Raw genomic sequence first — 24,248 nt, forward strand, 5'->3', positions numbered from 1 at the left:
CGCGGCCGGGCAACGCGGCGCGCGGCGGTGGCCGGGGCGGGGACTGACCAGTCCGCCCCGGGCCCCGCGGCCGCCGGTTCACCTCCCACACTGCACCGACCGGCCGCTCCGGCCTGCCCGGAAACGGCCCTCGAAAGGGAACACCGTGCACGCATCCAGACGCAGCAGGCTCATATCCGTGGTGGCCATGTCCGTCACCCTCCTCGCCGGCTCCGCGACCGCCTCGGTCGCCGTGACCGCCGAGAGCGACCCGGCCACCACCCTCCCGGCCGCCGCGGCCCCCGCCGCCCCCACCGGCGCGCCGGTCGAGAACCTCATCGTCGGATACAAGTCCTCCGCCTCCGAGGCCAGTTCCAACACCGCGGCCGCCGACGACGCCGCCGCGAAGGGCAAGAAGGCCGGCAAGAAGGCGAAGTTCGACCGCCGCCTCGGCACCGGTGCCGCCCTCGTCAACCTGGGCGGATCGGTCGCCCCGGCCGACGCCGCCGGCGTGATGGCCCAGTTCCGCGCCGACCCGGACGTCGCCTACGTCGAGCCGGACACCCGCGCCTACGCCATGGCCGTCACCCCGAACGACACCGAGTACGCGAAGCAGTGGGACCTCTTCGAGCCCACCGCCGGCATGAACGTGCCCGCCGCCTGGGACAAGACCACCGGCTCCGGCGTCACCGTCGCCGTCATCGACACCGGCTACGTGGCCCACTCGGACGTCGCCCCGAACATCGTCGCCGGCTACGACTTCATCTCGACCTCCTCCGAGGCCCGCGACGGCAACGGCCGCGACAACAACCCGGCCGACGAGGGCGACTGGAACGCCACCGACGGCGAGTGCGGCCTCGGCTCCAAGGCGAGCAACTCGTCCTGGCACGGCACCCACGTCGCGGGCACCATCGCCGCGGCCACCAACAACTCCAAGGGCGTCGCCGGCATCGCCTACGGCGCGAAGATCCAGCCCGTCCGCGTGCTCGGCAAGTGCGGCGGCGCCACCTCGGACATCGTCGACGCCATCACCTGGGCCTCGGGCGGCACCGTCGCGGGCGTCCCGGCCAACGCCACCCCGGCCAAGGTCATCAACATGAGCCTCGGCGGCTCGGGCACCTGCGGCACCAGCTACCAGAACGCCATCAACGCCGCCGTCGGCCGCGGCACGACCGTCGTCGTCGCCGCCGGCAACAGCAACGCGAACGCGTCCGGCTTCTCGCCGGCCAGCTGCAACAACGTGATCAACGTGGCGTCGACCAACCGCACCGGTGACCGCTCGTACTACTCCAACTTCGGCACCATCATCGACATCGCCGCCCCGGGCGGTGAGACCCGCCGCGCCACCGACACGCCCGGCACCGTCACCACCCCCGAGAACGGGATCCTCTCGACCCTGAACGCCGGCACCACGACCCCCGGCGCCGAGTCCTACAAGCCCTACCAGGGCACCAGCATGGCCGCCCCGCACATCGCGGGCCTCGCCGCCCTCATGAAGTCGGCGAAGAGCTCCCTGACCCCGGCCCAGATCGAGGCGGCCATCAAGGCCAACGCCCGCCCGCTGGCCGGCACCTGCACCGGCGGCTGCGGCGCCGGCCTCGCGGACGCCACCGCGACGGTGAACGCCGTGACCTCCACGACGCCCACCACCCCGTCCTTCGAGAACACCACGGACGTCGCCATCGGTGACAACGCCACCGTCGAGAGCTCCATCGTGGTCAGCGGTGTCACGGGCAACGCCCCGGCCGCCCTCAAGGTCGGCGTGAACATCGCCCACACCTACATCGGTGACCTGAAGGTCGACCTCGTCGCCCCCGACGGCTCCGTCTACACGGTCCACAACCGCGCCGGCGGCAGCACCGACAACATCAACCAGACCTACACCGTCAACGCCTCCTCCGAGGTCGCGAACGGCACCTGGAAGCTGCGCGTCAACGACAACGCCGGTGGCGACACCGGCAAGATCGACTCCTGGAGCCTCGGCTTCTGACCCGCATCGGACCCCGGTCCCCCCGGCCCCGACGGAGCCCCCCAACTCCGTTCTGACGGGCCGATGGTACGGACCATCCCAGCGCGCGGACCTGCCGGTACCTCCCGTACCGGCAGGTTCGTCGTGCTTTCCTGTCGCCCGACTGAATTCTGCGTCACAATCCGGGTCCGTCCGGCGGCCGACCTCGTATTGTCGCGTCTCACAGGAAAGGCACAGAACCGGGGACCGAAAGGCTGGTGGCGTGGCGGCGACGGGGAACGCTGACGCGAACGTCGGACACGGCGAGCTGATCGAGGCGGTCGACCGGGCGCTGACCACGCACGGCCGCGCCGTCCTCGTCGGACCGGCCGGGGCGGGGAAGACCGAGGTGGCGCGAGCCGTCGCGGCCGCCGCCGAGGGCCGGCGCGAAACCGTGCTCCGGCTCGCCCCCGAAGCCGCCGACCGGTGGATACCCGAGGCCTCCGCCGCAGCCCTCCTCGCCACCGTGCCCCGCGCCGCGCTCGACCGGCTCGCCGGACCCCAACGCACCGCCATCGCCCTCCTGCGCCGCGAGACCGACGCGCCGGGAGCGGGCCGCGACCACGTCGCGCTGCGGCTCGCCCTCGTCGAGGTGCTCCGCACCCTGGCCGCCTCCGGACCGGTCCTCCTCGTCCTCGACAACGCCCAATGGCTCGACGCGGAATCCACCGATCTGCTCCGCTTCGCCCTGCGGCTCACCCCGCCGCGCGTACGGGTCCTCGCGGCCGAGTGCGTCCACGCCGGAACCCCCGTCGCCGAACCCCTCTGCGGCCCCGGCACCCCGACCGTCCGCGTCCCGCCGCTCGGCGCCGACGAGGTCGCCGAACTGCTGCTGCGCCACGACCTGCCCGCCCGGCTCGCCGGCCGCATCCACCAGGCCAGCGGCGGAAACCCACGGCTCGCCCTCGCCCTCGGGCACTCCCTCGCTGAAGCCGCCGGCACCCGCGACGGCGGCGCCCACCACGCCGACACCCTGCCCCTCACCGGCCAGGCCCGCGACGTCGCCCGCCGCCTCCTCGCCGAGGCGCCCGCCCGGGCCCGCCGCACCCTGCTCCTCGCCGCCCTCACCGCCCGCCCCACCACCGCCCTGCTGCGCCGCGCCGGTAGACCCGACGCGGAGGCCGAACTCGCCGAGGCCGAACGCGCCGGGCTGGTCACCGTGGGGGAGGACGGTGCGGTCACCTTCACCGCGGGCGCCGTCGCGACGGCCCTCGCCGCCGACGCCGGCTGGCCCGAACGCTCCGCGGGGCACGCGGCCCTCGCCGACGCCGTCGACGACCCGGTGCAGGCCGTCCGTCACCGCGCGCTCGCCGTCGACCTCCCCGACGCCAGGCTCGCGGCCGAGATCACCGCAGCCGCCGACTCCTGTCGCCGCCGGGGCCAACGCGCCCTCGCCGCGGAACTCGGCCTGCTCGCGGCCGAACGCACCCCCGCCGCCCTGCCCCAGGAGGAACTCGCCCGCCTCGTCGGCGCCGCCGAGGACGCGGGCTGGGCCGGACGCGCCGACCTCGCCCGCCGGGCCACCCGCGCCGTCCTCGCCCGCGACGCCTCGCCCGCCCAGCGGGTCCGGTCCCGCCTCGCCGTGATCGACGCCGCCGGCCAGGCACTCGCCGACCTGGACGAGACCTTCGCCTACGCCGTGGCCGACGCCGCCGGGGACCCCTCGCTGCGGGCCGCCGTCCAGCTGCGCATCGCCTGGAAGCTCAACCTCAGCGACGGGGACCCCGTCCGCTCGCGCGACGCCGCCGCCGAGGCGGGAGCACTCGCCAAGGCCGGCGGCGACCAGGTCGCCGAAGCCATGGCCCTGACCGTACGGGCCCGGATGGGCCGCATCCTCGGGGACCACGACGCCGAGGACATCCTCGCCGAGGCCCTGGCCCTGCCCGCCCCCGAGGTCCCCCTCGGCATGCGCAACGCGCCCCAGTACCTCGCCGTCCGGCACGCCCTCTTCGACGACCGGCTCGGCGACGCGCACGGCCAGCTCCTCGCACTGCTGCCGGCCGTCCAACGGACCGGATCCGCCGAGGACGTCTTCGAGGTGCTGCGCAGCCTCACCGAGGTCGAGCTGCGCCGCGGTCGGTGCGCCGCCGGCGCCGCGCACGCGCGCCGGGCCGTGGAACTGACCATCGAGGCGGGCCTGTCACCCGGCCCCGCCTGGTACGTCGCGGCGACCGCCGAGGCCGCGGGCGGCAGTTTCGCCCGGGCGGCCGGCTACGCACGCCGCGGCATCCGGGCCTCCGAGGAGGAGCAGGACCAGGTCTTCCTGTCCCGGGGCCTGTACGCGCTCGGCACGGTCGAGCTGGCCACGGGGGAGGCCGCGAAGGCGGTGGCCACCCTGTGCCGGGTGGCCGAGTTGGAAGGGGCCCAGCAGGTGGTGGACCCGTCGATCCTGCGCTGGCACGGGGAGCTCGCCGAGGCCCTGGTGGCGGCCGACGCCCCCGGCCGGGCCGCGGAACTGCTGGACGGGGTCACCCCGGTGGCCCGCTCCCTGGGGCGGACGCCCGTCCTCGCCGCCCTGGACCGGGCCCGCGGACTGTGCCTGTCGGCGCGGGGGGACGCCGAGCCCGCCGTGGTCCTGCTGGAGGAGACGGCCCGGCGCTTCGAGGCGCTCGGGCTGCCGCTGGAGCACGGCCGGACGCTGCTGGCCCTGGCCCGGGTCGAACGCAGACGCCGCCGTCGGGCACCGGCGCGGGCGGCGCTGCTGGCGGCGGCCGAGGTGTTCGAGCGGGCCGGGGCGAAGCCCTGGCTAGGCCTGGCGCGGGACACCACGCCGGAAGCCGCCGCCCCGCATCCGGGGGTGGCGGCCCTGACCGAGGCGGAGGCCCGTCTGGCGCTGCTGGTCGGCGCGGGGGCCAGCAACCAGGAGGCGGCCGCGAAGCTGTTCCTGAGCGTGAAGACCGTCGAGTCCCGGCTCACCCGGATCTACCAGAAGCTCGACGTGCGCTCCCGCGCGCAGCTGGCCACCGCGCTGCGCGGGCACTGAGCCCGGGCGGCGCGGCGGCCGGCGCGGATCAGCAGGTGAGGTTGTTGCCCGGGGTGACGCCCAGCAGCTGGGTGAAGTTCTGGTACTTGCTCACCCGGCTCTGCACCTGGGCGGGGTTGCCGCCGTTGCACTCCAGCGCCCCGTTGATGGAGCGGATGGTCTCGCCGAAGCCGGCGCCGTTGACCATGGCCGCGTGGGCGGTCATGGTGCCCGGGCCGTTCTGGGTGTTCCAGTACCAGAGCGCCGTCTTCATGGCGACGGCCGGGTCCTGCTCGACGAGGTACGGGTTGGCGAGCAGGTTGATGCCGAGGGCGTCGCCCGCGGCCTTGTAGTTGAAGTTCCAGCTCAGCTGGATCGGGCCGCGGCCGTAGTAGGCGGCCTGCCCCGCAGGACAGCCGTAGGGCTGGGTGGCGTCACAGTAGTGCGGGTAGTTCGCGGTGTTCTGCTCCACTATGTGCACCAGCCCGCCCGTCTCGTGGGAGACGTTCGCGAGGAAGGCGGCGGCCTCGCGCCGCTTCACGGTGGCGTCGCCGGTGTTGGCGAAGCCGGGGTAGGCGGACAGCGCCGCGACCAGCCCGTTGTAGGTGTAGAAGGGGTTCCGGTTCGGGAACATCTGGTTGAACTGGGCCTCACTGACGACGAAGCCGGACGGGTCGGGGTCCTGGCCGCCGCCACCGCCGCAGGCGCCCTGGTCCGACCAGACGCCCCACTGGCCGGTGGTGCCGGGCGTCTCGCCCTGGGTCCACCACTTCGCCTGCCAGTTGCGCCCGTTGTACGAGGCGGTGCCACCGCCCGTGTAGACGGCGGAGGAGGCCCACGCCGTGGCGCAGGCGGGGGCGGCCGAGGCGGAGGAGGCGGGCAGGGCGACGGCGAGGCCGAGGGTGACTGCGGCGGTGGCGACGAGGGAGAGGGCGCGGCGGCGGACGGCACGTATCACGTAACTGCTCCTGTGGTGGGGGGAGTTGTCGCGAGGAGTGGGGGCGACGACTACCGCCACTGAACCGAAGTGGTCTGGACCTGTCAAGGTCTAGACCAAATATTGTCCGCGGCTGCCAAATCGGGATTCGGGGGGCCGGCGGGAGCCGGAAACGCCGAACCGGCGTGACGACCTGGGTCGTCACGCCGGTTCGGATGCCGACCGGATCAGCTGCCGGCCGAGAGGTTCCCGGACAGGACCGGGATGTTGTCCACGATGTGGGACAGCGACTCGTCACCCTTGGCCTGGGTGGAGTTCTCGGCGCACTGCTGGTTCTGCGGGTTGGACAGGACGTTGACGTCCTGGACGCCGACGTTGGCGAGGACCGCGACCAGCGACTGCGCGTTGACCTTCGCGGGCAGGCCGACGCAGAGCTTGTTCAGCGAACCCTGGATGGCGCCGAGCTGCGGGCTCATCGCACCCTCGGTCGACTGGTTGCCGTAGACCTGCGAGGCGCCGTTGCCGTTGACGGTGTTCACGCCGTTGTCGTTGCCGATCGCCATCGCCGGGGACGCCATGACGGCACCCGTGCCGATGACGGAGGCGGTGACCGCAGCGGTGGCCATGAACTTCTTGAGCATCGTTGATCCTTCTGTCGCATGAGCTGTCCCCGGCGGGACGTCCTGATCAACTGCGTCCGGCGCCGGTGGTTATCGCGCGTCACCCATGCGGCCCAACGATCGGCTCGGTCAGCCGGTCTTGCGACGGACCTTCTTGTTCTTGCCGCCCGCCCCGCTGCTGGACCCCTGCACCTTCGCCCGGCTCTGGTGGGCCTGCTGGGACTGGGCATTGGAGGCGTTGCGCGCCAAGGCCTCGCGGAACTTCCGCTTCGCCTCCTCGGCCGGGGTCTCGTCCTGCGGTGCGTCGTTCTGCGCCGCGTCGGCCTGCGGGGTGGCGTTCTCGTCTGACATGGCTGCCTCCTGGAGTGATCAAGTTGCCCCAGTCTGTCAGTCGGGCCGCGCTCAGGCCATCGAGATGGGCCCGCCCCCGGTCGGGGGCCCGCCCGTCCGGTCCGTCCGGGCCGCCGTTCCGGGCCGCTCAGACCCCCGGACGCGGCGCCTCGGCCCCGTGGCCGGCGCGCACCGCGGCCAGCGCCGCGGCGTGCAGCGCGGCCGGATCGCCGTGCGCGACCGGGCTGCCGGTCAGCGTGTACCACTCGTCCGCATCCTCGTACTGGATCGCGAACCGGACCTCGCCGTTCGACCCGGCCGTGGTCCTCAGGGTGAGCGGGCCGGTGATCACCCCGACCTCGTCGGTCATCGCTCCGCCGGGACCGGCAAGGACTCCGTCCTGCCGGCGCCAGGCCTCCGGGGCCGTCATGAGGCGCAGGTGTCGATCATGGTGGTGAGGGTGGCCCGCTCGGCTTCGGTGACGGTCAGACCGTAGTGGGACTTGACGGTGGTCCAGGCGCGGCCGTACTGGCACCAGCTCGACCGGTCCGTCGGCTGCCACTGGTCGGGGCTCTGGTCGCCCTTGGAACGGTTGGAGGACGCGGACACCGCCAGCAGCTGGGGCCGGGTCAGGTCGTTGGCGAACGCCTTGCGCTTCGCCGCGTCCCAGCCGGCGGCCCCCGAACGCCAGCCCTCGGCCAGCGGCACCATGTGGTCGATGTCCAGCTTCGCGGCCTCGGTGACGGACTCCCCGTCGTACAGGCTCTTCCAGTTGCCCGACACGGCACGGCACTCGGAATCCTGCGAGACGTTCGCGCCGTCCCGCTTCAGGACGGTCTCGCGGGTGTCGCACTTGTTGCCCTGCTCGGCCCAGTGGGTGAACTTGGCACGGCTGTACCCGGCCATCGTGCCGGGCTTGCCGACCGTCAGCGCGGCCAACTGCGTCCGGGCCACGGCCGCGCTGACCATCCCGGGCAGTACGTCGCCGGCGACCGGCTTCGCGTCGTCACCCGACGGCGACGCCTGCGGGGAGGACGACGCCTGCGGGGAGGAGGACGGGCCGGAAGGACCGGTGCTCGGAGTCGCCGTCGCGCCCGGTCGGTCCCCGCCCTTCCCGTCCCCGATGCCCTGCCCACCGCATCCGACGCTGCCGAGCAGCAGCGCCACGGTCACCACCGCGACACCCGGACCTGTCTGACGCACCATGAAACCCCGCCCCGAGCAGACTCCGCACACTGTCCGGTGCAGCCTACCCATAACCGGACATCCAACCCCCCGCCGGGCCCGCCGGATCGGCCCGGGACGCCGCCCGCGCGCACCAAGTGGGACGAACGACCGCCCCGTTGCGCCCCGCAGGCGCGCCGACGGGGCCGCACCGGCTCCACGGTCAGCTCCAGGAGGCGGCCACCAGGGACCGCCCGGCCGCCTCCAGATGGGTGGCGGAGGCCAGCCAGGCACGGGCGTAGGCGTCGGCCGAGGGCTCGGTCAGGCGCCCGAACGCGTTCCGGGGCCGCCGGTCCGCCTCCAGGACGAGCGCCCCCGCCAGGTCGGCCGCCGTGGCGAACCCGGCGCGGCGCAGCGGCCCGTGCGCGGGCAGCGGCTCCGGGCCCCGGCCGGACCCGGCCACCGCGCGACGGCCGCCCGCGACCCCCGCCTCCAGCAACTTGCGCACCCGCCACAGCGGCGAGTCGGCCAACGGGTCCGGACCCGGATCGCAGGAGCCCGGCGACGTTCCCGGGCCACCGGCGTCCGGGAAGTGGCTGCCCTGGAGCCGGTCGTAGCCCAGGTCGGCCCGGTCCAGCCACTCCCGCGGCAGCCGCAGCGTGTACCGCGCACCCGGTACGGGACCCACGGCCAGCGGGCGCAGCGTCGCCGCCCGGTCCAGGTCGGGGCGCCCGAGGACCCGTACCACCAGGCCGGGATGCCCCGCGAGGCGGCGCAGGTTGGCGGAGTGCGCCAGTTCCGGATGCGGGTGGGCGGGCCGCAGCCGCAGCAGGGGCGCGTCCGGTCGTACGGTGCCGTCCGCGGACAGCTCCCGGACCAGGAGGCAGTCGCCCGCCGCGCCCTCCACCCGCACGTCGCAGCCCAGCAGCGCCGGCTCGGACCCCGGCGCCCCGTCCGCCTGCCGCGCGGCCACGGCTTCTGCCGCCGGGCGTGCGAAGAGCGCCGCGAGGGGCTCCTCGGACCAGGACAGGCCCGGCACGGGCGTCGCGCGCACCCCGCGTCCGGCGCCGAGCCGCCCGTCGGCGGAGACCGTCGCCCCGACCACGCGCAGACCCCCGCGGGCGAGCCCCGCGTGGTCGAGGGCGCCGCCGCCCAGGGCGACCGACGCGGCCCCGGCACCCCGGGCCCGCGCGAGCCCGCCGGGGCGGACGTCGGACACCGAGTAGGGGGCGCCGTCCGCGCCCAACAGGTGGGTCACCACGCCGCCGTAGCCCGTCGCGCTGAGCACGGGCTCCCGGCACAGGCCCTGCACGCGCAGGCTGCCCCCGGCCCCGTACGCCCGGCGACCGCCGTCGCTCACGCCCGGGCCGCCGGTCCCGGAGGCCAACAGCGAGGCGATGCGCAGCAGTCCGGCGAAGGCCGTCGTGAGGTCGGTGAGACGCTGGGCGGCGTTGCGTTCCCGCGCCGAGCGCAGGCCGCGTACGACGCGCAGCGCGGCCGCCTCGGCGGCCGGCAGCCCGGCCAGGCGCGCCGAGTGGGCGGCCCGCAACAGCTCGGCCTGGACCACCGCGCCCCCGGCCGTGACGCCGGCGGCCAGGGCCTCGGCGGCGGCCGTCCACAGCGCGGCGCCGGCCACCATGGCGCCCGGCGTGAGCGGCCGCGCAGCACCGTCCCCGTCCGGCGCATCACCGTCGGGCGCCTGCTCCGCCCCGACGCCGTTCCGCCCACCGGGCGCCGGCTGCGCGCCGGTCACGGCCCCGGGGCCGGCCGGCGGATCCTCCGCCGCGAGCGGGTTCCCGGCTGCCGCGCCGGTCCCGCCCGCCGGTGACCCTCCGTCCGCCGGCTCCGAGCCGGCCGCATCCGGCAGCTCCGACGGGTCGGCGAGGGGCGCGGCGCCCAGCACGGCGGCCCGGTGCAGGCAGCGCGGCGCCAGGAGACAGCCGCAGACGGCCTGCCCGGCCTCCGTGACCACGCCCGAGGGGCCCGGACGCAGCGTGACCACCGCGTCCTCACCGAACCGTACGGTGACACCGCCCTCGGGCCCCGGCCGGGCCGCGCCGGCGCAGCCCGCGACGGCCGCGTCGAGCTTCTTGCGCAGCCGGGCGCCGAGGTCCTCCACGGCCTGCGCGAGGACCTCGGGCGCGACCGGCGGCAACGGCACGCCGCCCGCCGGGCCCGTACCCGATTCCGAACCACTGGTCGTGCTGGTCAACGGGTCTCTCCACGGAGTCGGTCGCCCACCCAGCGGGCGAGGGCGAGGGGGCTGAGCGCGGCCACCGGCATTCCGGCCGCCACGAGTTGCCGGGCCACCGGCACCGAGTACCGGGGCGCGCCCGCGTCGTCGAGGGCGGCGCAGCCCATCAGGTGGGCGCCGGAGGCGGCCAGGGCGCTCACCTCGGCGAGCAGCCCGCCCAGCGGCGCGCCCTCCTCGAAGTCGCTGACCACGACGACCAGGGTGCGGCTCGGCACGGTGATCAGCGATCGGGCGTGCGCGAGGCCCGCCGCGATGTGCGTCCCACCGCCCACGCGGACCTCCAGCAGCAGCGAGAGCGGATCCTCGACGCGGTCGGTGAGGTCCACCACCGACGTGGAGAACGCGAGGAAGTGCGTGGACAGCGTCGGCACGCCGCCGAGGACCGCCGCCGTCAGCGCCGACCAGATGACGGACGCCTCCATGGAGCCGGAGACGTCGACCACCAGGATCAGCCGCCAGTCGCTCTCCCGGGACGCCCTGGTGCGGAACACCGGACGCTCCGGGACGACGACCACCCGACCGTCGTCCAGCCGGCGGGTGTGCGCCAGGTTCGCCCGCAGGGTGCGGGCCAGGTCGAGCGCGCCGCCCGGACGGCGCGTCGGGCGCGGGGTGGACAGCCCGGAGAGCGTCGGCCGCAGCCGGGTCGCCAGCTCCTTGGCCAGCTCGTCGACCAGCCGCCGCACCAGGGGCCGCAACCGGGCCAGTTGCTGCTCCGGCATGCCACCGGCCAGCGACAACACCGAACTGAGCAGCTCCACGGAGGGACGTACGGACGCCGGGTCGAGCTGCGCCAGCACATCGGTGCGGCCCGCTCCGGCCGCGTCCGCGAGCACCTCCTCCCGCACGTCGGCGCCGAAGAGGGACTCCAGCTCGTGCGACCATTCGCGGGCCGTGGGGAAGGAGGGCCCGTCCCCGCCTCCGGAACCGCCCCGGTCGAGGTCCGTGGAGCCCTCGCCGCGCCCCGCCCCGTACAGCTCGTCGAGGGCGCGGGCGTAGCGCCGCGCACCGGCCGGGAGCCGGTCGCGCTGCCGGCCGAGCAACAGCCGCCACCGGTCGGCGGGAGCCAGGCGCCGTTCCGCGGCCGGCGCGGCACGCGGCGCCTCCGCCACCGCGGGAACCCGCGGCGGCGACCCGGGCGAACACGCGGGGAGCGCGAGCTCCTTGAGGGCGGCCGCGCCGGCGGCGTCCGCCGCCGCCCACAGCGCGAGCAGTGCGGGCGGCGCGTCGAGGGAGAGGTCGACGCGGTCGCCGAGCCGCTCCGTCACCGTCTCCAGCAGCCGCTCCCGGGCGGCCGGGGCCAGCGCGTCGAAGCCACCGCGCAGCGCGGGCAACCGCTCCAGGAACGCCTCGTCGTCGAGACTGTCCACCCGGTCCAGGAGCGGGGTGAGGGCGGCCGGGGAGGAGTCCAGCAGCGGCCCGGCGGCACTGAGCACCCCGGCGAGCCGACGGGCCAGGGCCCGCCGTCCCTCGGGGGCGGTCGCGCCGTCGACCCAGGCGGCGGTGCGCCGGCCGAGCTCCGCCACCGGATCGAGGTCCAGCAGGACGCGGACGGCCAGTGCCGCGCCACGCATCAACGGCGATGCCGTGGCGGCCAGTTCGCCCAGCGCGGCGTCCATGCGCAGGCCCAGCCGGCGGGCCGCCGCCCGGTCGGCGAGAGCCACCAGGGCGCCGGCGTCGGACGGGTCGTCGCTGCCGGCGAGCCCCGGCAGGGCCCGTACGGCGGTTTCCAGCAGATCGCCGACGAGCCCGCCGGCGGTGTCGCGGGCCCCGGCGGTGGTGCCCGGGAGGTGCCCCCGGCGCAGTGCCTCCAGCAGGTCGACGGCCTCCAGGAGTTCCGGCAGCCCGGCGGTCTCCGGAAGGACCTCCGCCGCCTCCGCCAGCCGTACGTCGACCAGCGCGGGCAGGTCGCAGCGCGCGGCGGCGGCCAGTCCGGCCAGCACCTGGGCCGCCGTCGGACCGCCCGCGTCGGCCTCGCGGCGCGCGGTGTCCCGCAGCGTCCCGGCGGCGGCCTGGGCGGCGGTCACGCCGCGGACCCCCGCCAGGTCCAGGCGGGCCGGGACCGAAGGGGTCCACGACAGCCGCCACTTGCTGCCCAGGGCGGTGCCGTCACCGGTCGCGGCGACGGCGACGGGCTCGCCGTAGGACGCCCCGCAGACCAGCAGGCGCCGGAGCAGCACCTCACGGCGCCCGTCGAGCGGGGAACGCAACGGGTCGAGGCGCACCTCGCGGGGCGCGGGGTCCTCGGGCGACGGCAGCCGCAGCTCGGCCAGCTCCGCCTCCACGGACGGCCCGAGTCCCGAACGGGGGGCGTGCGGGGTGGTCCGGCCGCGGCCCGCACCGACCAGTACGGCCTCCAGGGCACGGGCCAGCGCCCGCCCCCGGCCCAGCGGTTCCCCCTGCCCGAGGACGGTGGACACCGCCTCCAACAGCTCGCCCCGCCCGGGCGCGGACAGCCCGCGCAGCACCGCCAGGTCGCAGGCGAGGCGCAGGGTCTCCGCCGCCTCCCCGGTTCCGGCGGTGTGGCCGGCGCGGCGCAGCTCCCGGCACACGCCGGTGACGGCGACCGACGCCGCCTCGCGCACCCGTACGGGGTCGCCGCCCGCCTCGAGGACCGCCTGCTGCCACAACGGGTCCCGGATTCCGGCCGGGTAGCCGGAGCGGGAGTCGAGCAGGTCGTAGGAGTAGGCCACGAAGGAGGTCACCACCCCCGCGTCGCCCTCCCCGCCGCCCGTCGCGCCGGCCCGGGGGCCGCCTGCGGGGCGGACCGCGCCCGCCTTCGTACCGGGCCCCGTGACGGCGTCCGTCCCGGTGTCCGGTACGGCGTGCTTCCCGGGGACCGGCGCGGCGCCGGTCGGGTCCGTACCCGCCCTCGGCGCGGGCACCGCGGTGCCCGGTTGCGCCGGCAGCAGCGCCGGGGCGTGGAAGGCGCCGATCAGGGCGGCCACCCGACGTCCGCCGGCCCCCGCCGCGGCGATCACCCGCCGCATGTGGGCCTCGCGGGCCAGGTCCGTCGCCGGCACCGTCCCCGCGTCGGACCGCAGTGCCCAGCCGACGCCGAGGGCGGCGCGGCGGACGGACTCGGCGGAGCACCCGGGGGCCAGTACCTCGACGGCCCGGTCCCAGAGGTCCTCGCCCTCCCGCCCGGTGCCCGAGGCGACGAGGGCGTCCGCGAAGACGCGCCCGCCGGCGGCCGGGTCACCGGCCCCCGGCTCCCACGACCGTCCGGCATCCGCCGGTGGCCCGGAACCCGCGGCCGTCGCTCCGGTGCGCCCGTCCGCGGCCGCTGCCGTTCCCTCGGGTCCCGCTCCGGCCGGTCCCGTTCCGGTCTCCTGCGCGTCTCCGTGCTCGGCTCCCGGCCCGGGGGCCGCGTCGGACCAGCCCGGGTCGGTCAGCGGCAGGTCGCAGCAGACGACCTCCACGCCCCGGCCCCGGGCCCAGCGGATCGCCGCCAGCTCGGGGGAGAAGTCCGCGAACGGGTAGAAGGCGAGCCGCCCTTCGCGTCCGAGGCCCGCCAGGGCCACCGGTGCCACCGTCTCCGGGTCCGCGAGGTGCTCCAGCCACGGTTGGAAGTCGGCGGGGAGCTCCACGCACAGCACCTCGGCGCCCGCCGCCTCCAGCAGCGCCGGCACGACCGCCGCCAGGGCGGGGCTGTGGTGGCGTACGCCGAGCAGGTAGGGCTCGCGCGAGGCGGCGAGGGCGGCCACGGCGGTCCGCGGTTCGGCCGCCGGGCCGGCCGTCGTCGGGTCGGTGACCGTCAACGCAGGCTCCCGCGCAGGTCCCAGAGACGCCGCCACATCGCCGAGCCGTCCTCGGCGCGGCGCCGGACCGGGCCGTCCCAGTACCCCAGCAGCCGCCCGTGGTCGGCCGGGTCGTCCTTGCGCACGACGCCCAGCAAGTGCCCCGGCAGCAGGTCCAGCGCGTCACCGCCCGGCAGGTACGCGGCGGCCACCCCCAGCGACGCCGCCACCTGCACGGCCTCGGCGGTGGACATGACCGTACCGGGCCGCTCCACGTCCCAGCCCTCGGCGGAACGGCCCGAGCGCAGGTCCCGGAACACGGTGACGAGCGCGTCGAGCACCGAGTCGTCCACCCCGAAGGCCGCGCCGGCCCGCTGGACGGCGGCGACGGCCTGGCGCCGGATCAGCGTGGCCTCCGCGTCGGCGTCCGCGATCGGCTCGACCGTCTCGAAGTTGAAGCGCCGCTTGAGGGCGGCGGACATCTCGGAGACGCCCCGGTCCCGCAGGTTGGCGGTCGCGATGACGGTGAAACCGGGCGCGGCGGAAACCAACGCGTCCTCGGTGGAGGTCAGTTCGGGGACGCTGACCCGCCGGTCGGACAGGATCGACACGAGGGCGTCCTGCACCTCGGGCAGGCAGCGGGTGATCTCCTCGACGCGGACGACGCGTCCGGTGCGCATCGCGGACAGCACGGGGGAGTCGACCAGGGCCTGGGCGGTGGGGCCCTGCGCGAGGAGCAGGGCGTAGTTCCAGCCATACCGGAAGGCGTCCTCGGTGGTGCCCGCCGTGCCCTGCACGGTGAGGGCGCTGGTACCGCACACCGCGGCCGACAGCAGTTCGGACAGCATGGACTTGGCGGTGCCCGGCTCGCCCGTGAGGAGGAGGCTGCGCTCACCGGCCAGGGTGACCACGCACCGCTCCACCAGGGCGCGCTCGCCCACGAACTTCGTCGTGATCACCAGCTTCGACGGCAGTCCGGCCCGGCGCTTGGGCAGGGCGAGCTCGGCGCCATCGCTGCCGCACACGAACGTCACGACGGCGCGCGGGGTCAGCGCCCAGCCCGGCGGCCGGGGGCCGGTGTCGTGCGCGGCGAGGAAGGCCAGTTCTGCGGCGTACCGCTCCTCGGCCGGCATGACCTGCCGGGAGGGTGCGGGCTGATCGGTGACGGTCATCGGGTCCTCTGTGTTCTGGAGTCGACAAGGTCGAAGGGAGGGCGTGGGGAAAGTCGAAGGGAAGGGCGAGGAGGGCGAAGGGACGGGCGGACCGGGCGGCAACGGGGGCGCGCGCCGTGGCGCGCCCCCGTCGGGGCCGTCGGGTCAGCGGCGGCGGCGGGTCGCCGTGCGCTTGACCTTCAGTTCCTCGAAGCGCGGCACGTCGCCCTCGCGGACCCGCGCCCACGCCCGCCGGTACAGGTCGGCGGCCGGTTCGGTCGGCGCCAGCAGGCCCAGCGTCGGACGGCCGCCCGGCGCCGCCGCGTACATGGGCAGCTTCCAGGTCTCCACCGGCAGCACCGGGGAATCCAGGTCGGACCAGCCGCCGGGCAGGAACAGGGTGCGCCCCGCCCGGCTGCGGCCGGCCGTCACGACCAGGTCGCCGGCGGCCAGTTCGGCGCGGGCCGCCTTGAGTCGGGCCGGCTTCCAGCCCGTCCACCGCGCCGTGTTGCGGTCCGTCGGGTCGGGCATCGCGAGCAGCGCCAGGTACAGGGCCGCGGCGTCGGCGCCCAGCCCGTGCGCCGCCTCCACCTCGGCCACCAGCTCGGGAACGGACCGGCTCGGGTCCTGCGGCCACCAGGTGCCGTCCTTGTCGGGGGCCCCGGCAGCGGGCGCCCCAGGGTCGGCCAGCAGCGCGGCGAAACGCGGGTCGTGCGCCAGCCGCAGGGCGGTCTCGACGGAGGACGGCACCTGCTCGGGGCCGCGCAGCAGCGGCAGGTAGGGGTCGGAGCCGGTGGAGTCCAGCAGCGCCGTGCGCAGCGCGGGCCGGGGCGTCCCGTCGGCCGTGGACAGCACCACCGCGCCGTACCGTTCGTACCGCTGAGCGGTCTCCGTCGGCGTGCCCGCCGCCTTCCGGAAGTCGGCGGACCGGATGTAGTGGCCGATGCCGAGCAGCAGTTCGGGCGAGGCGAGCCGCTGCCGTACGGCGGTCAGCGCGGGCGGGAGGCAGGCCCGCAGGGGATCGCCTGCGGGCAGCCGGTGCGCCAGCCACGCCGTGAGCGTGATCGCCCCCTTCAGTACGGCGGCGTCGAACACTTCGTCGGACGGCACGACGGGCGCCACGTGGTCGCTCTTGACGGCCCACGCGACATCGGTGGACAACACCGGGGAGGCCGCCGGGTCGAGCAGCGCGGGCAGCGCCCGGTGCAGTGCCCAACTGCTGCGCACGTCCTTTCCGGCCTCGGTGGGCAGCCAGTCGGGCATCGGCGTACGACGCCCCACGCGCCGGTTCCAGACCCGCGCGGCGGCGACCGCGTCCGGGCCCTCGGTCCACAGCCGGGCCGGCTCGGCGGGCAGGAGCGCGGCGACCAGTTCCCGGCGCACGTCGAAGCCGAGTTGCTTCAGGTCGTCGCGGGCGTGCCCGGCGGCGGTGGCCTTGATCCCGAGGGCCGTCCGCAGCTCGGCGGGCAGGAAGCCCCGGTCGTGGGTGTCGAGGTGCGGCAGGCCCGCCAGCACCAGCCGGGCCGTGGTGGAGGAGACCCCGGTCAGTCGGGCGAACTCCTCGGCGGCCTCGGGGAACCAGGGGGCCGCGCCGCGGGCGCCGGCCTCCCGCAGGAACGCGGCCAGCCAGCCGGCGCCGCGCTCCGGGTCGCCCGGGGCCGTGGGGTCGCCGAAGCCCTCGTAGGGCGCCGGCACGGTGAACGTGCCGGTCGGGTCGTGCAGGAGCGCGGCGAACTCGCGCTGCCCGGGCCTGCCGTCGATGGGCTCGGCCATGCCGAGCGCGGCCCCTCCGCCGAGCGGCAGGACGCTGCGGTGCCGGGCGCCGCGGCCCCGCTCCCGGCCGTCCGCCCCGTGGAGGCGGCCCTGGTCGATCCGTACGCGCACCCGACGCCACCGGGGCGCGGACCGCTCGGTCGAGTCGAGGCCCAGGGCGTCGACCTCCGCGAGCAGCGCGCACAGCGCGGTGCGCTGCGCGTCGGTGGTGCCGGTGACCACTGACCGGTAGGCGACCGCGGCGGGCCGTTCCAGGAAGGGGCCGGTCCACGGGAGCGCGGAGTGGGGGACGGAGGGCTCGTCGACGTGCAGGCGTCCGGGTACGGGCTCCGCCGCGGTGTCGGCGGCCGCTGCCGCGAGCTTGCGCAGGAGTTGGAAGACCGTGTCGGACTCCTCGCCGTAGCGGTAGTGGCCGGCGCCGACGAGCCCGCCCAGACCCTCGTCGAGGAGGCGGTCGGCGGGGCCGCGTTCCACCGTCTTCCGGGGCTGTCGGGGCTCGGCCGGCGCGAGGGACCGCGCCACCTGGTCCAGGGCCTTGCGCTGGGTGAGCGCGGCCCGCACCTGGTCGACGACACCGCCGATGAGCACGGGGTCGGTGATCCGCGGCAGCGCCGCGGCCACCACCGCCGGCACCTCCTCGGACTTCGTGACCTCGGCGGCGGCCTTCAGCAGGGTCGCCGCCGTGTCCCGGTCCATGGCGCGCAGCACGGCCGAACCCTCGGGGTCGCGGGCGCGCAGGCAGTACCAGTAGGGGAGCGGCGGGAGTTCCATGCGCCGGGTGGAGAAGGTACGGGTGCGGTGGTCGGCGCCGACCGAGGCCGTGACCACGCCCTCCGGGTCGATGAGGGACAGGGTCTGCCAGTCGGTGGCCGCGGTGCGCGGCCGCTCGTCGCCGGGGAGCTGAAGGGCGTGCCGCGGGATGCGGTTGCCGGCGGGGACCGTGACGGAGCGTCCGGCGTTGTCGGAGCCGTGCCAGCCCTGGTCGGGCACGCGCACGGCGCGCCAGCCCAGCAGTCCGTCGACGGGCGTGCCGAGCACGGAGCCCTCGACGGTGGGCACCGGGCGCAGCCAGTTCTGGCCGACGGAGTCGGGCAGGGTGCTGCCCGCCGGGTGGCCGTTCAGCGCGTCGGCGAGGAAGCCGGGCGCGGAGCGCCTGCCGGTCAGGCCGGTGGCGGGGTCGTACTCGGCCCAGCCGGGCTCGGCCGGGTGCTGGGCGTGTTCCCACACCCAGTAGGAGGTGCCGTCGGAGATGACCTCCCGTTCCTCGGGGAGTCGGGTGTCGCCGGGGTGCAGGAGGTGCGAGCCGGTGGCGCGGCCGCCGCCGGGCAGTTGCATGGAGACGTGTCCGGTGCGCGGGTTCCAGTAGTCGCCCTTGGAATCCAGGGTGAGGACGTTCCCGGGCTCGCTCAGCCAGTAGCCCTGGACGGGGCCGTCGTAGGAGGACCAGAAGACCAGCAGGTCCCCGTCGACGTGGTGGAAGCCGATGACGTTGTTGTTCCCGGTGGGGACCCGCAGATCGTGGGTGAGGACCGTCGAGTGGGCGTCGATGACCCTGACCTGGCCGGCGTTGGCGACGATGAGGTGGGGCCAGGCGTCCATCACGACCCTGCGGTGGTGACGGTTGTTGCCGGGCAGGAGCTCGGTGACGGCCTCTTCCCAGGCCGGCCAACCCAGTTCGTCGAACAGGCCGCCGCGCAGGGTCCGGGCGAGGATCTCGCCCAGGTCGGCCGCGGCCGCGCGCCCCACTGCCCCGGGGGCCAGGGCCAGGGCCTCGGCGGGCAGCCAGGTCAGCCGCTGGATGGCCGCGGGCAGGTCCGGCAGCGCCGCGGCGCGGGACGCGTCGGCGACCCCGCGGACCCACTCGGCGACCAGTGACCTGCTGCCCTCGGTCGTCGCGAGGAGCCGTACGACCGTGCGGCCGACGGACATGTGCCCGTTGAAGCCGTCGAGGCCGCGCAGCAGGAAGGGGCGCAGCCGCTCGTCGGCGCACAGGGCAAGCAGGTCGCGGCGCTCGGGCGTGGCCGCCCACTGCTCCAGGCCGAGGAGGCCGCCGCGGCCGCGGCGGCCGGTGTCGTCGTCGAGGGCGGGGACGTGGACGGGCACGTCCAGGGAGAGCAGCAGGTCGAGGAGGTCCACGTCCTGCAGGCCGATCCGCAGTCCCTCCTCCCGGTCCGGGGAGGAGAGTTCGTCGCGCAGCGGGTCGGCGCAGCGGGTCACCAGCGGCAGCAGCGGCGGCAGGGCGGGCGGGGTGCCCCAGCCGCTGTACCGGGCGGTGTGGAAGCGCTCCAGCCAGCCGGCGGTGCCGTCGGCGCAGCGTTCCTCGGCGGGCAGGGTGGTGTCGGTGAGTCCGGCGGTGGCACCCGACTCCTCCAGCACCTCCAGCCACAGCGCGGCGAGTTCACCGGCGTCGCCGCCGCCGGTCGGGGCCAGGCCCAGCAGGGTGCCCCGTACGGACGGCACGCGCCGGGCGAGCGCGACGAGGGCGGCGCGGTGGGACTTCCACCAGCCGGTCGCGGCCCGCATCGTCGCGGGCAGCGGCAGCAGCTCCGCCAGGTACTCCTGTTCGGCCTCGCCGGCGGCCGGTCCGGCGGCGCGGGCCAGGCGTCGCAGCTCCACCGCCGCCTGCGCGGACGGCGGCAGCCCGCCCGCGGTGCGGCGCACGCACAGCCGGCGGAAGCGGTCGAGGGCCTCGGCGGGGGACACCCGCAGCGCCAGTTCCTTCGCGTAGGCGGTCAGCACCTTCACGGGAAGGGCTCCGGCCAGGGCGAATTCGAGGAACACGGCGTCCAGCCGGTCCTCGTCGACGCTCAGCCCGTACTGGCTCTCGCTCGTCCGGGCACGGCCGAACAGCTGGGCGGCGTACGTGGTGTTCTCGACGGCGAGGAAGAGCCGGGCGGCCTGCTCGTGGAAGACGGGAAGGAAGTGCGGGACGGCGGCGGCGAGCCGGCCGGCCAGTTCGTGGCAGGCGTCCAGGGCGGCCTTGGGCTTGGACTTCGCCTGCCGGGCGATCCGGTCCAGTTCGGGGACGACGGCCAGCGCGTGGTGCCCGTCGTCGGGGTGGTGCACCAGGACCCACTCGGGGAAGCCGAGCGCCTGCCGGCGGCCCAGGCCCACGACGGGCGGTTCGACGTCCTGCGGTACGAGGCCCAGGAACCCGGCGGCGAGGTCCTCCGCGGCGCCCAGCTCGGCGGCGGCGAGGCGCACGACGACGCGCTCCTCACCGAGCGCCGGGTGACGGTAGGTCCGCGCGGTCAGCGGCACGGCGGTGGGTCCCGCGCCGGTGGCGTCGGCGGGCAGCACGGCGCCCGCCCGGAGGAGCTCGGCGGCCCCGGTGCTGTCGGTGGTGGTGTTCACGCGTCCCCGCCCTCTTCGATCCTGCGCCCGGCGTACAGCGCCGCGGCCATCCTCATGCCCTCGGACCAGGCCACCGGCCCGACCTCGTCGAGCCGTACCGACCGGCCCTCGTCGTCGTGCCAGTTCAGCGACCCGGTGGCCGACTCGCTGTCCCAGTACGGTTCGCCGATCCACACGGCGGCCTCCACGGCCCGTCCGGTGTCGCGGACCTTGCAGGTGGAGTAGCCGCCGGAGACCCGGTAGCCCAGGGCGGTGGCGCGGGCGGCGAGGCTGAACCGGGAGGGGAACACGCCGCCCGCGTAGTCCCGCACCTCGGTGTCCGTCGTGCTCAGCCCCTCGGGCCTGACCCAGGTCGGGCGGTGGATCTGCTCGACCTTCTGCGTGATGCCCAGCTCGGCCGCGAAGTCCCGTACGTCGTCCAGGTCGGGCAGCAGCACCGGGTGCGGCAGGGTCACCGTGCGGGGCGAGAGGCGTACGGTCTCGCCGTCGAGGTTGACCACCTTCAGCTCGCCCGCGGCCGTCGCGTCGCGCAGGAAGCCGACCTCGTCCGGGTCGTCCCCGACGATCGCCAGGTCGCGCAGCGCCGCCTGCCAGGCCTCGTCGGGCCACACGCGGGCCAGCAGCGCGGTCGGCACGGGGAGCGAGGACACCATCCACGCGTCCACCTGCGCCGCGCAGGACGCCTCGTGCCGGTCGAGCCACTCGGCGAGTCGGCGCAGCCGGTCCACCTCGGGGTGATCGCGCAGCGCCTTCGGGAGCGCCTTCAACTGCCGCCCCGCGGGCCGCCGCGCGGTGACCCGCCCTTCCACGAGGGCGACCTCGTACCCCTCGTCCACTGCCAGCCAAGCCATCAGAACGCGCCCCTCCGCCTGCTCGTATCCGTTTCCGCGCAGCCCTCATGACGGCGCCAACGCCTCTGAGCTGCGGTATGCGGGGAGACTAGCGAGGCCCACTGACAGCGTCCGTCGCGGGCTCGGGGACGGTCGCGCGCCGGGCGTGGACAATGAGGGCGGTTGAAGCGTCAATCGCACAGAACGGGGCGGGACAGTGACTCAGACACCTGTGGAACTCGACAAGGGCGGCAACGGCGAACTGCCGGGCGCACGGGTCACCGTGACCGTGCGGACGCCGGCGTCGGTGGACGTCTGCGCGCTGCTGCTCACGGCGCGGGGCAAGGTGCGCGACGACGAGGACCTGGTCTTCTTCAACCACCCCGAGCAGGACGGCGTACGGGTCGCGGGGCCGGTCGTGGAGGTGGACCTGGACGCGGTCCCGTCGGACATCGAGACGGTGGTCTGCGCCGCGAGCGTCGACGCGGCCGGACCTCAGGTCGCCTTCGACGCGGAAACGACCCCGAGCGTGTCGGTGAACCACGGGGCGCAGGATCTGGTGTTCGTCCCGCCGCCGCCGACGGACGGCGAGACGGTGCTGCTGCTCGTCGAGCTGTACCGGCGCGGTGACGGCTGGAAGGTCCGCGCGGTGGGGCAGGGCTACGCGAACGGCCTCGCCGGTATGGCCGCCGACTTCGGCGTCGCGGTGGAGGGTGGTGCGGCCGGGGCGGGGCACGCCGCACCGGAACCGGCCGCGGTCGAGGCGGCCGTGGTGGAGCAGGCCGCGGTGGAGCCGGCCGTTGTCGAAGCGGCTGTGGTCGAGCCGGTGCCCGCCGTCGAGCCCGTCGCCGGGTCGGCGTTGGGCAGGATCGAGCTGGTCAAGAACGGCACGGCCACCATCGCCCTCGACAAGAGCGACCCCGGCGTGGTGGTGACGGCCTCCCTGGAGTGGGGCGGCGGAGGCCGGGAGGAGGGCCTCGCCGACCTCGACCTGTACGCCCTGTTCGTGCCCGCCGGCGGGGTCCGTCGGGAGCTCACGGACAAGGAGCGGCGCGCGGCGGACCGGGAGTCGGGGAAGACGCCCGCCACCGGGGCCGTGTACTGGAACAACGAGGGTTCCCTGGAGGGCAGGCCCCATCTGACGCTCGACGGGGACGCCAAGGAGCCGGGCCGGGAGACCATCCGCATCCACCGGCCGGACACCCAGGGATACGTGCTGATCTGCGCGTACAGCGCGTTGGACAACGGCACCGGCAGCTTCAGGAGCTTCGGTGCGAAGGCCGTGGTGACCGACGGGCGGGGCTCGACGGTGGTGGTCCCGTTGTTCTCGGACCAGGAGAACGCCTATTGGGCGGCCATCGCCCTCGTGGACTTCACCCACCCCGACGGTGTGATGATCAGCCAGGTGGAGACGTACAGCGGGGCCAACGTCGAGAACCGTCCGATGCTCTACGCCGACGGCGTGTTCCGGATGGACCTGGGGCCGGTGGAGTTCAAGGAGGCGCAGTGACGTGAGGACGCCGCCCCCGGTCCGGTGACCGGGGGCGGCGTCCTCACGGGCGTGCGGACTCAGACGGCCTCGGCGGCCGCCTTGACGGGGGCGGGGGCGGCGGGAGCCGCGCCGGCGGAGGCTGCGGTCACGCGCGGGCCATGCCCGCCGCGCAGGCCGAGCCAACTGATCAGGGCGACCAGCGCGAACGCGACGGCTCCGATCCCGAAGGTGAGCGTGAACCCGGACTCCGCGGGCAGCGCGGGAACGCCCGGCGGGAGGTGCTCGATCGTCTTCGAGGCCAGGATCGTGGTGACGATGGCACTGCCGATCGCGCTGCCGGTGGATCGCGAGATCGAGTTGATGCCGTTGGCGATGCCGCTCTGGTGGTGCGGGACGCTCGCCATGATCACGGCGGGCATCGCCGCGTAGCCGAAGCTGACGGCCGCGCCGACGACGAGACCGGCGCCGATCACCGAGGCGCTGTGGCCGTGGTCCAGGGCGAGCCAGCCGAAACCGAGGGCGCCGAGTCCGGCCGCCAGGCCGAGCGCGACGCGCGGCCCGCGGTGGCGCACCAGCTGCCCCCCGATGGGCGAGGCCAGCAGCGAGACGATCGCACCGGGCAGCAGGAACTGGACGGAGGCGCGCAGGATGGAGGCGTCGAACCCGTAGCCGGTGAGCGCCTTCGGCATCTGCACGAGGTAGGAGACGCCCAGGAAGTTCGCGAACATCCCGAAGCCGACGAGGATGCCGGCGAGGTTGGCCATCAGCACCGGGCGGTGGACGAACATCCTCATGTCCACGAGGGGTTCGCGCACCTTGAGTTCGGTCAGCACCCATACGCCGGTCATCACCGCGGCGCCGGCGAAGCTGCCCAGCGTCCGGCCCGAGGCCCAACCCCACTCGTGGCCCTGGGAGATGGGCAGCAGGAGCAGCAGCAGGGCGATGCCCAGGGTCAGCGCGCCCAGGAAGTCGGTGCGGCCGCCGGTCTTGTGGCGGGTGGCGGGGACGAGGAGGACGACGGCGAGCAGGGCCAGCGTCGCGAACCCGGTGGCCATCCAGAAGGCGTTGCGGTAGTCCGCGTCGGCGCCCGAGGTGAGCAGGCCGGTGGCGACGAGCGCCAGCCCGCTGCCGAACGCGAGCGTGCCGCTGACCAGCGCCATGGCTCCCGGCAGCTTCTGCGGGCGGACCTCCTCCCGGAGCACCGACAGGGCCAGCGGGAAGATCGCGGTCGCGGCGCCCTGGAGGACGCGTCCCAGGATCAGGAGGGGCAGCGAGGTCGCCAGGGCGGCCACGACGGATCCCACGACCATGACGCCGAGGACGGCGACCAGGGTGGGCTTCTTCCCGTGCTGGTCGCCGAAGCGGCCGAGCAGCGGGGTGAAGACGGCGGCGGAGAGCAGGGTGGCGGTGGTTACCCAGCTGACGTTGGCGGTCGAGGTGCCGAGGTCGTTGCGGATCAGGCCCAGGATCGGGACGGGCAGGGTCTGCATCATCGACACGACCATGGCGGCCAGGCTCAGGGCGAAGACGATGACCGTCTCGTTCCTGTTCCTCGCTTCGGCGGGGGCGGATGCGGTGGAGCTCATGAGGGGGAGGACCTACTTCAGGACGAAGATGTTTGATGTCATCAAGTACTTCGTCGAAGGTAGACGTCGAT

General features: G+C 75.5%; 14 protein-coding genes. 3 read left to right on the forward strand and 11 right to left on the reverse strand.

The genetic code is table 11. From position 1 onward, the window contains the following. Positions 1 to 187 precede the first annotated feature (187 nt). On the forward strand, positions 188 to 1,969 hold the full coding sequence (locus ACFVS6_RS08715) for a S8 family serine peptidase (RefSeq protein ID WP_389702065.1): 1,782 nt from the start codon (positions 188 to 190) through the stop codon (positions 1,967 to 1,969). 241 nt (positions 1,970 to 2,210) lie between these two features. Continuing rightward, positions 2,211 to 4,970: an AAA family ATPase gene (locus tag ACFVS6_RS08720; protein ID WP_389701923.1), complete on the forward strand. Its 2,760-nt coding sequence runs from the start codon at positions 2,211 to 2,213 to the stop codon at positions 4,968 to 4,970. A 28-nt stretch (positions 4,971 to 4,998) separates the two neighbouring features. On the opposite strand, the gene ACFVS6_RS08725 is transcribed toward ACFVS6_RS08720, so the two are convergent. The 10 genes from ACFVS6_RS08725 to ACFVS6_RS08770 all read right to left on the reverse strand — a co-directional run bounded on the left by ACFVS6_RS08725 (position 4,999) and on the right by ACFVS6_RS08770 (position 21,120). Beyond that, positions 4,999 to 5,907, reverse strand: a complete 909-nt coding sequence (locus tag ACFVS6_RS08725) for a glycoside hydrolase family 19 protein (RefSeq protein WP_389701925.1) — start codon at positions 5,905 to 5,907, stop codon at positions 4,999 to 5,001. Positions 5,908 to 6,113: 206 nt separating this feature from the next. Continuing rightward, a complete protein-coding gene (locus ACFVS6_RS08730; RefSeq protein ID WP_388892623.1) occupies positions 6,114 to 6,527 on the reverse strand; it encodes a rodlin in 414 nt (137 codons plus the stop codon). 108 nt (positions 6,528 to 6,635) lie between these two features. Further along, a complete protein-coding gene (locus ACFVS6_RS08735; protein WP_389701927.1) occupies positions 6,636 to 6,857 on the reverse strand; it encodes a DUF5302 domain-containing protein in 222 nt (73 codons plus the stop codon). Between the two features lie 127 nt (positions 6,858 to 6,984). Then, a complete protein-coding gene (locus tag ACFVS6_RS08740; RefSeq protein ID WP_389701929.1) occupies positions 6,985 to 7,266 on the reverse strand; it encodes a hypothetical protein in 282 nt (93 codons plus the stop codon). Further along, positions 7,263 to 8,042 carry a DUF1524 domain-containing protein gene (locus ACFVS6_RS08745; RefSeq protein WP_389701931.1) on the reverse strand — a complete coding sequence of 260 codons (780 nt, stop codon included), beginning with the start codon at positions 8,040 to 8,042 and terminating at the stop codon, positions 7,263 to 7,265. Before ACFVS6_RS08745 ends, ACFVS6_RS08740 begins: the two co-directional genes overlap by 4 nt. 181 nt (positions 8,043 to 8,223) lie before the next feature. Then, positions 8,224 to 10,212 (reverse strand): hypothetical protein, encoded by a 1,989-nt coding sequence (locus ACFVS6_RS08750; protein WP_389701932.1) that lies wholly within the window; start codon positions 10,210 to 10,212, stop codon positions 8,224 to 8,226. Next, a complete protein-coding gene (locus tag ACFVS6_RS08755; RefSeq protein WP_389701934.1) occupies positions 10,209 to 14,012 on the reverse strand; it encodes a DUF5682 family protein in 3,804 nt (1,267 codons plus the stop codon). Before ACFVS6_RS08755 ends, ACFVS6_RS08750 begins: the two co-directional genes overlap by 4 nt. Beyond that, entirely contained in the window at positions 14,009 to 15,163 is a 1,155-nt protein-coding gene (locus ACFVS6_RS08760; RefSeq protein ID WP_389701936.1) for an AAA family ATPase, read from the reverse strand. Before ACFVS6_RS08760 ends, ACFVS6_RS08755 begins: the two co-directional genes overlap by 4 nt. Before the next feature lie 144 nt (positions 15,164 to 15,307). Then, positions 15,308 to 20,269, reverse strand: coding sequence for a DNA-binding protein (locus tag ACFVS6_RS08765; RefSeq protein WP_389701937.1), 4,962 nt, complete (start codon positions 20,267 to 20,269; stop codon positions 15,308 to 15,310). Further along, on the reverse strand, positions 20,266 to 21,120 hold the full coding sequence (locus tag ACFVS6_RS08770) for a DUF4132 domain-containing protein (protein WP_389701938.1): 855 nt from the start codon (positions 21,118 to 21,120) through the stop codon (positions 20,266 to 20,268). Before ACFVS6_RS08770 ends, ACFVS6_RS08765 begins: the two co-directional genes overlap by 4 nt. Before the next feature lie 196 nt (positions 21,121 to 21,316). Here ACFVS6_RS08770 and ACFVS6_RS08775 point away from each other — a divergent pair, with 196 nt between their 5' ends. Beyond that, positions 21,317 to 22,609 (forward strand): TerD family protein, encoded by a 1,293-nt coding sequence (locus tag ACFVS6_RS08775; RefSeq protein ID WP_389701940.1) that lies wholly within the window; start codon positions 21,317 to 21,319, stop codon positions 22,607 to 22,609. Between the two features lie 59 nt (positions 22,610 to 22,668). On the opposite strand, the gene ACFVS6_RS08780 is transcribed toward ACFVS6_RS08775, so the two are convergent. Then, the gene (locus tag ACFVS6_RS08780) at positions 22,669 to 24,177 is read right to left on the reverse strand and encodes an MFS transporter (RefSeq protein ID WP_389701942.1); all 1,509 of its coding nucleotides are present in this window, start codon (positions 24,175 to 24,177) and stop codon (positions 22,669 to 22,671) included. Positions 24,178 to 24,248 lie beyond the last annotated feature (71 nt).

Origin of the sequence: Streptomyces sp. NPDC057939, assembly GCF_042887545.1 — a bacterium.
In the GTDB taxonomy this organism is placed as follows: domain Bacteria; phylum Actinomycetota; class Actinomycetes; order Streptomycetales; family Streptomycetaceae; genus Streptomyces.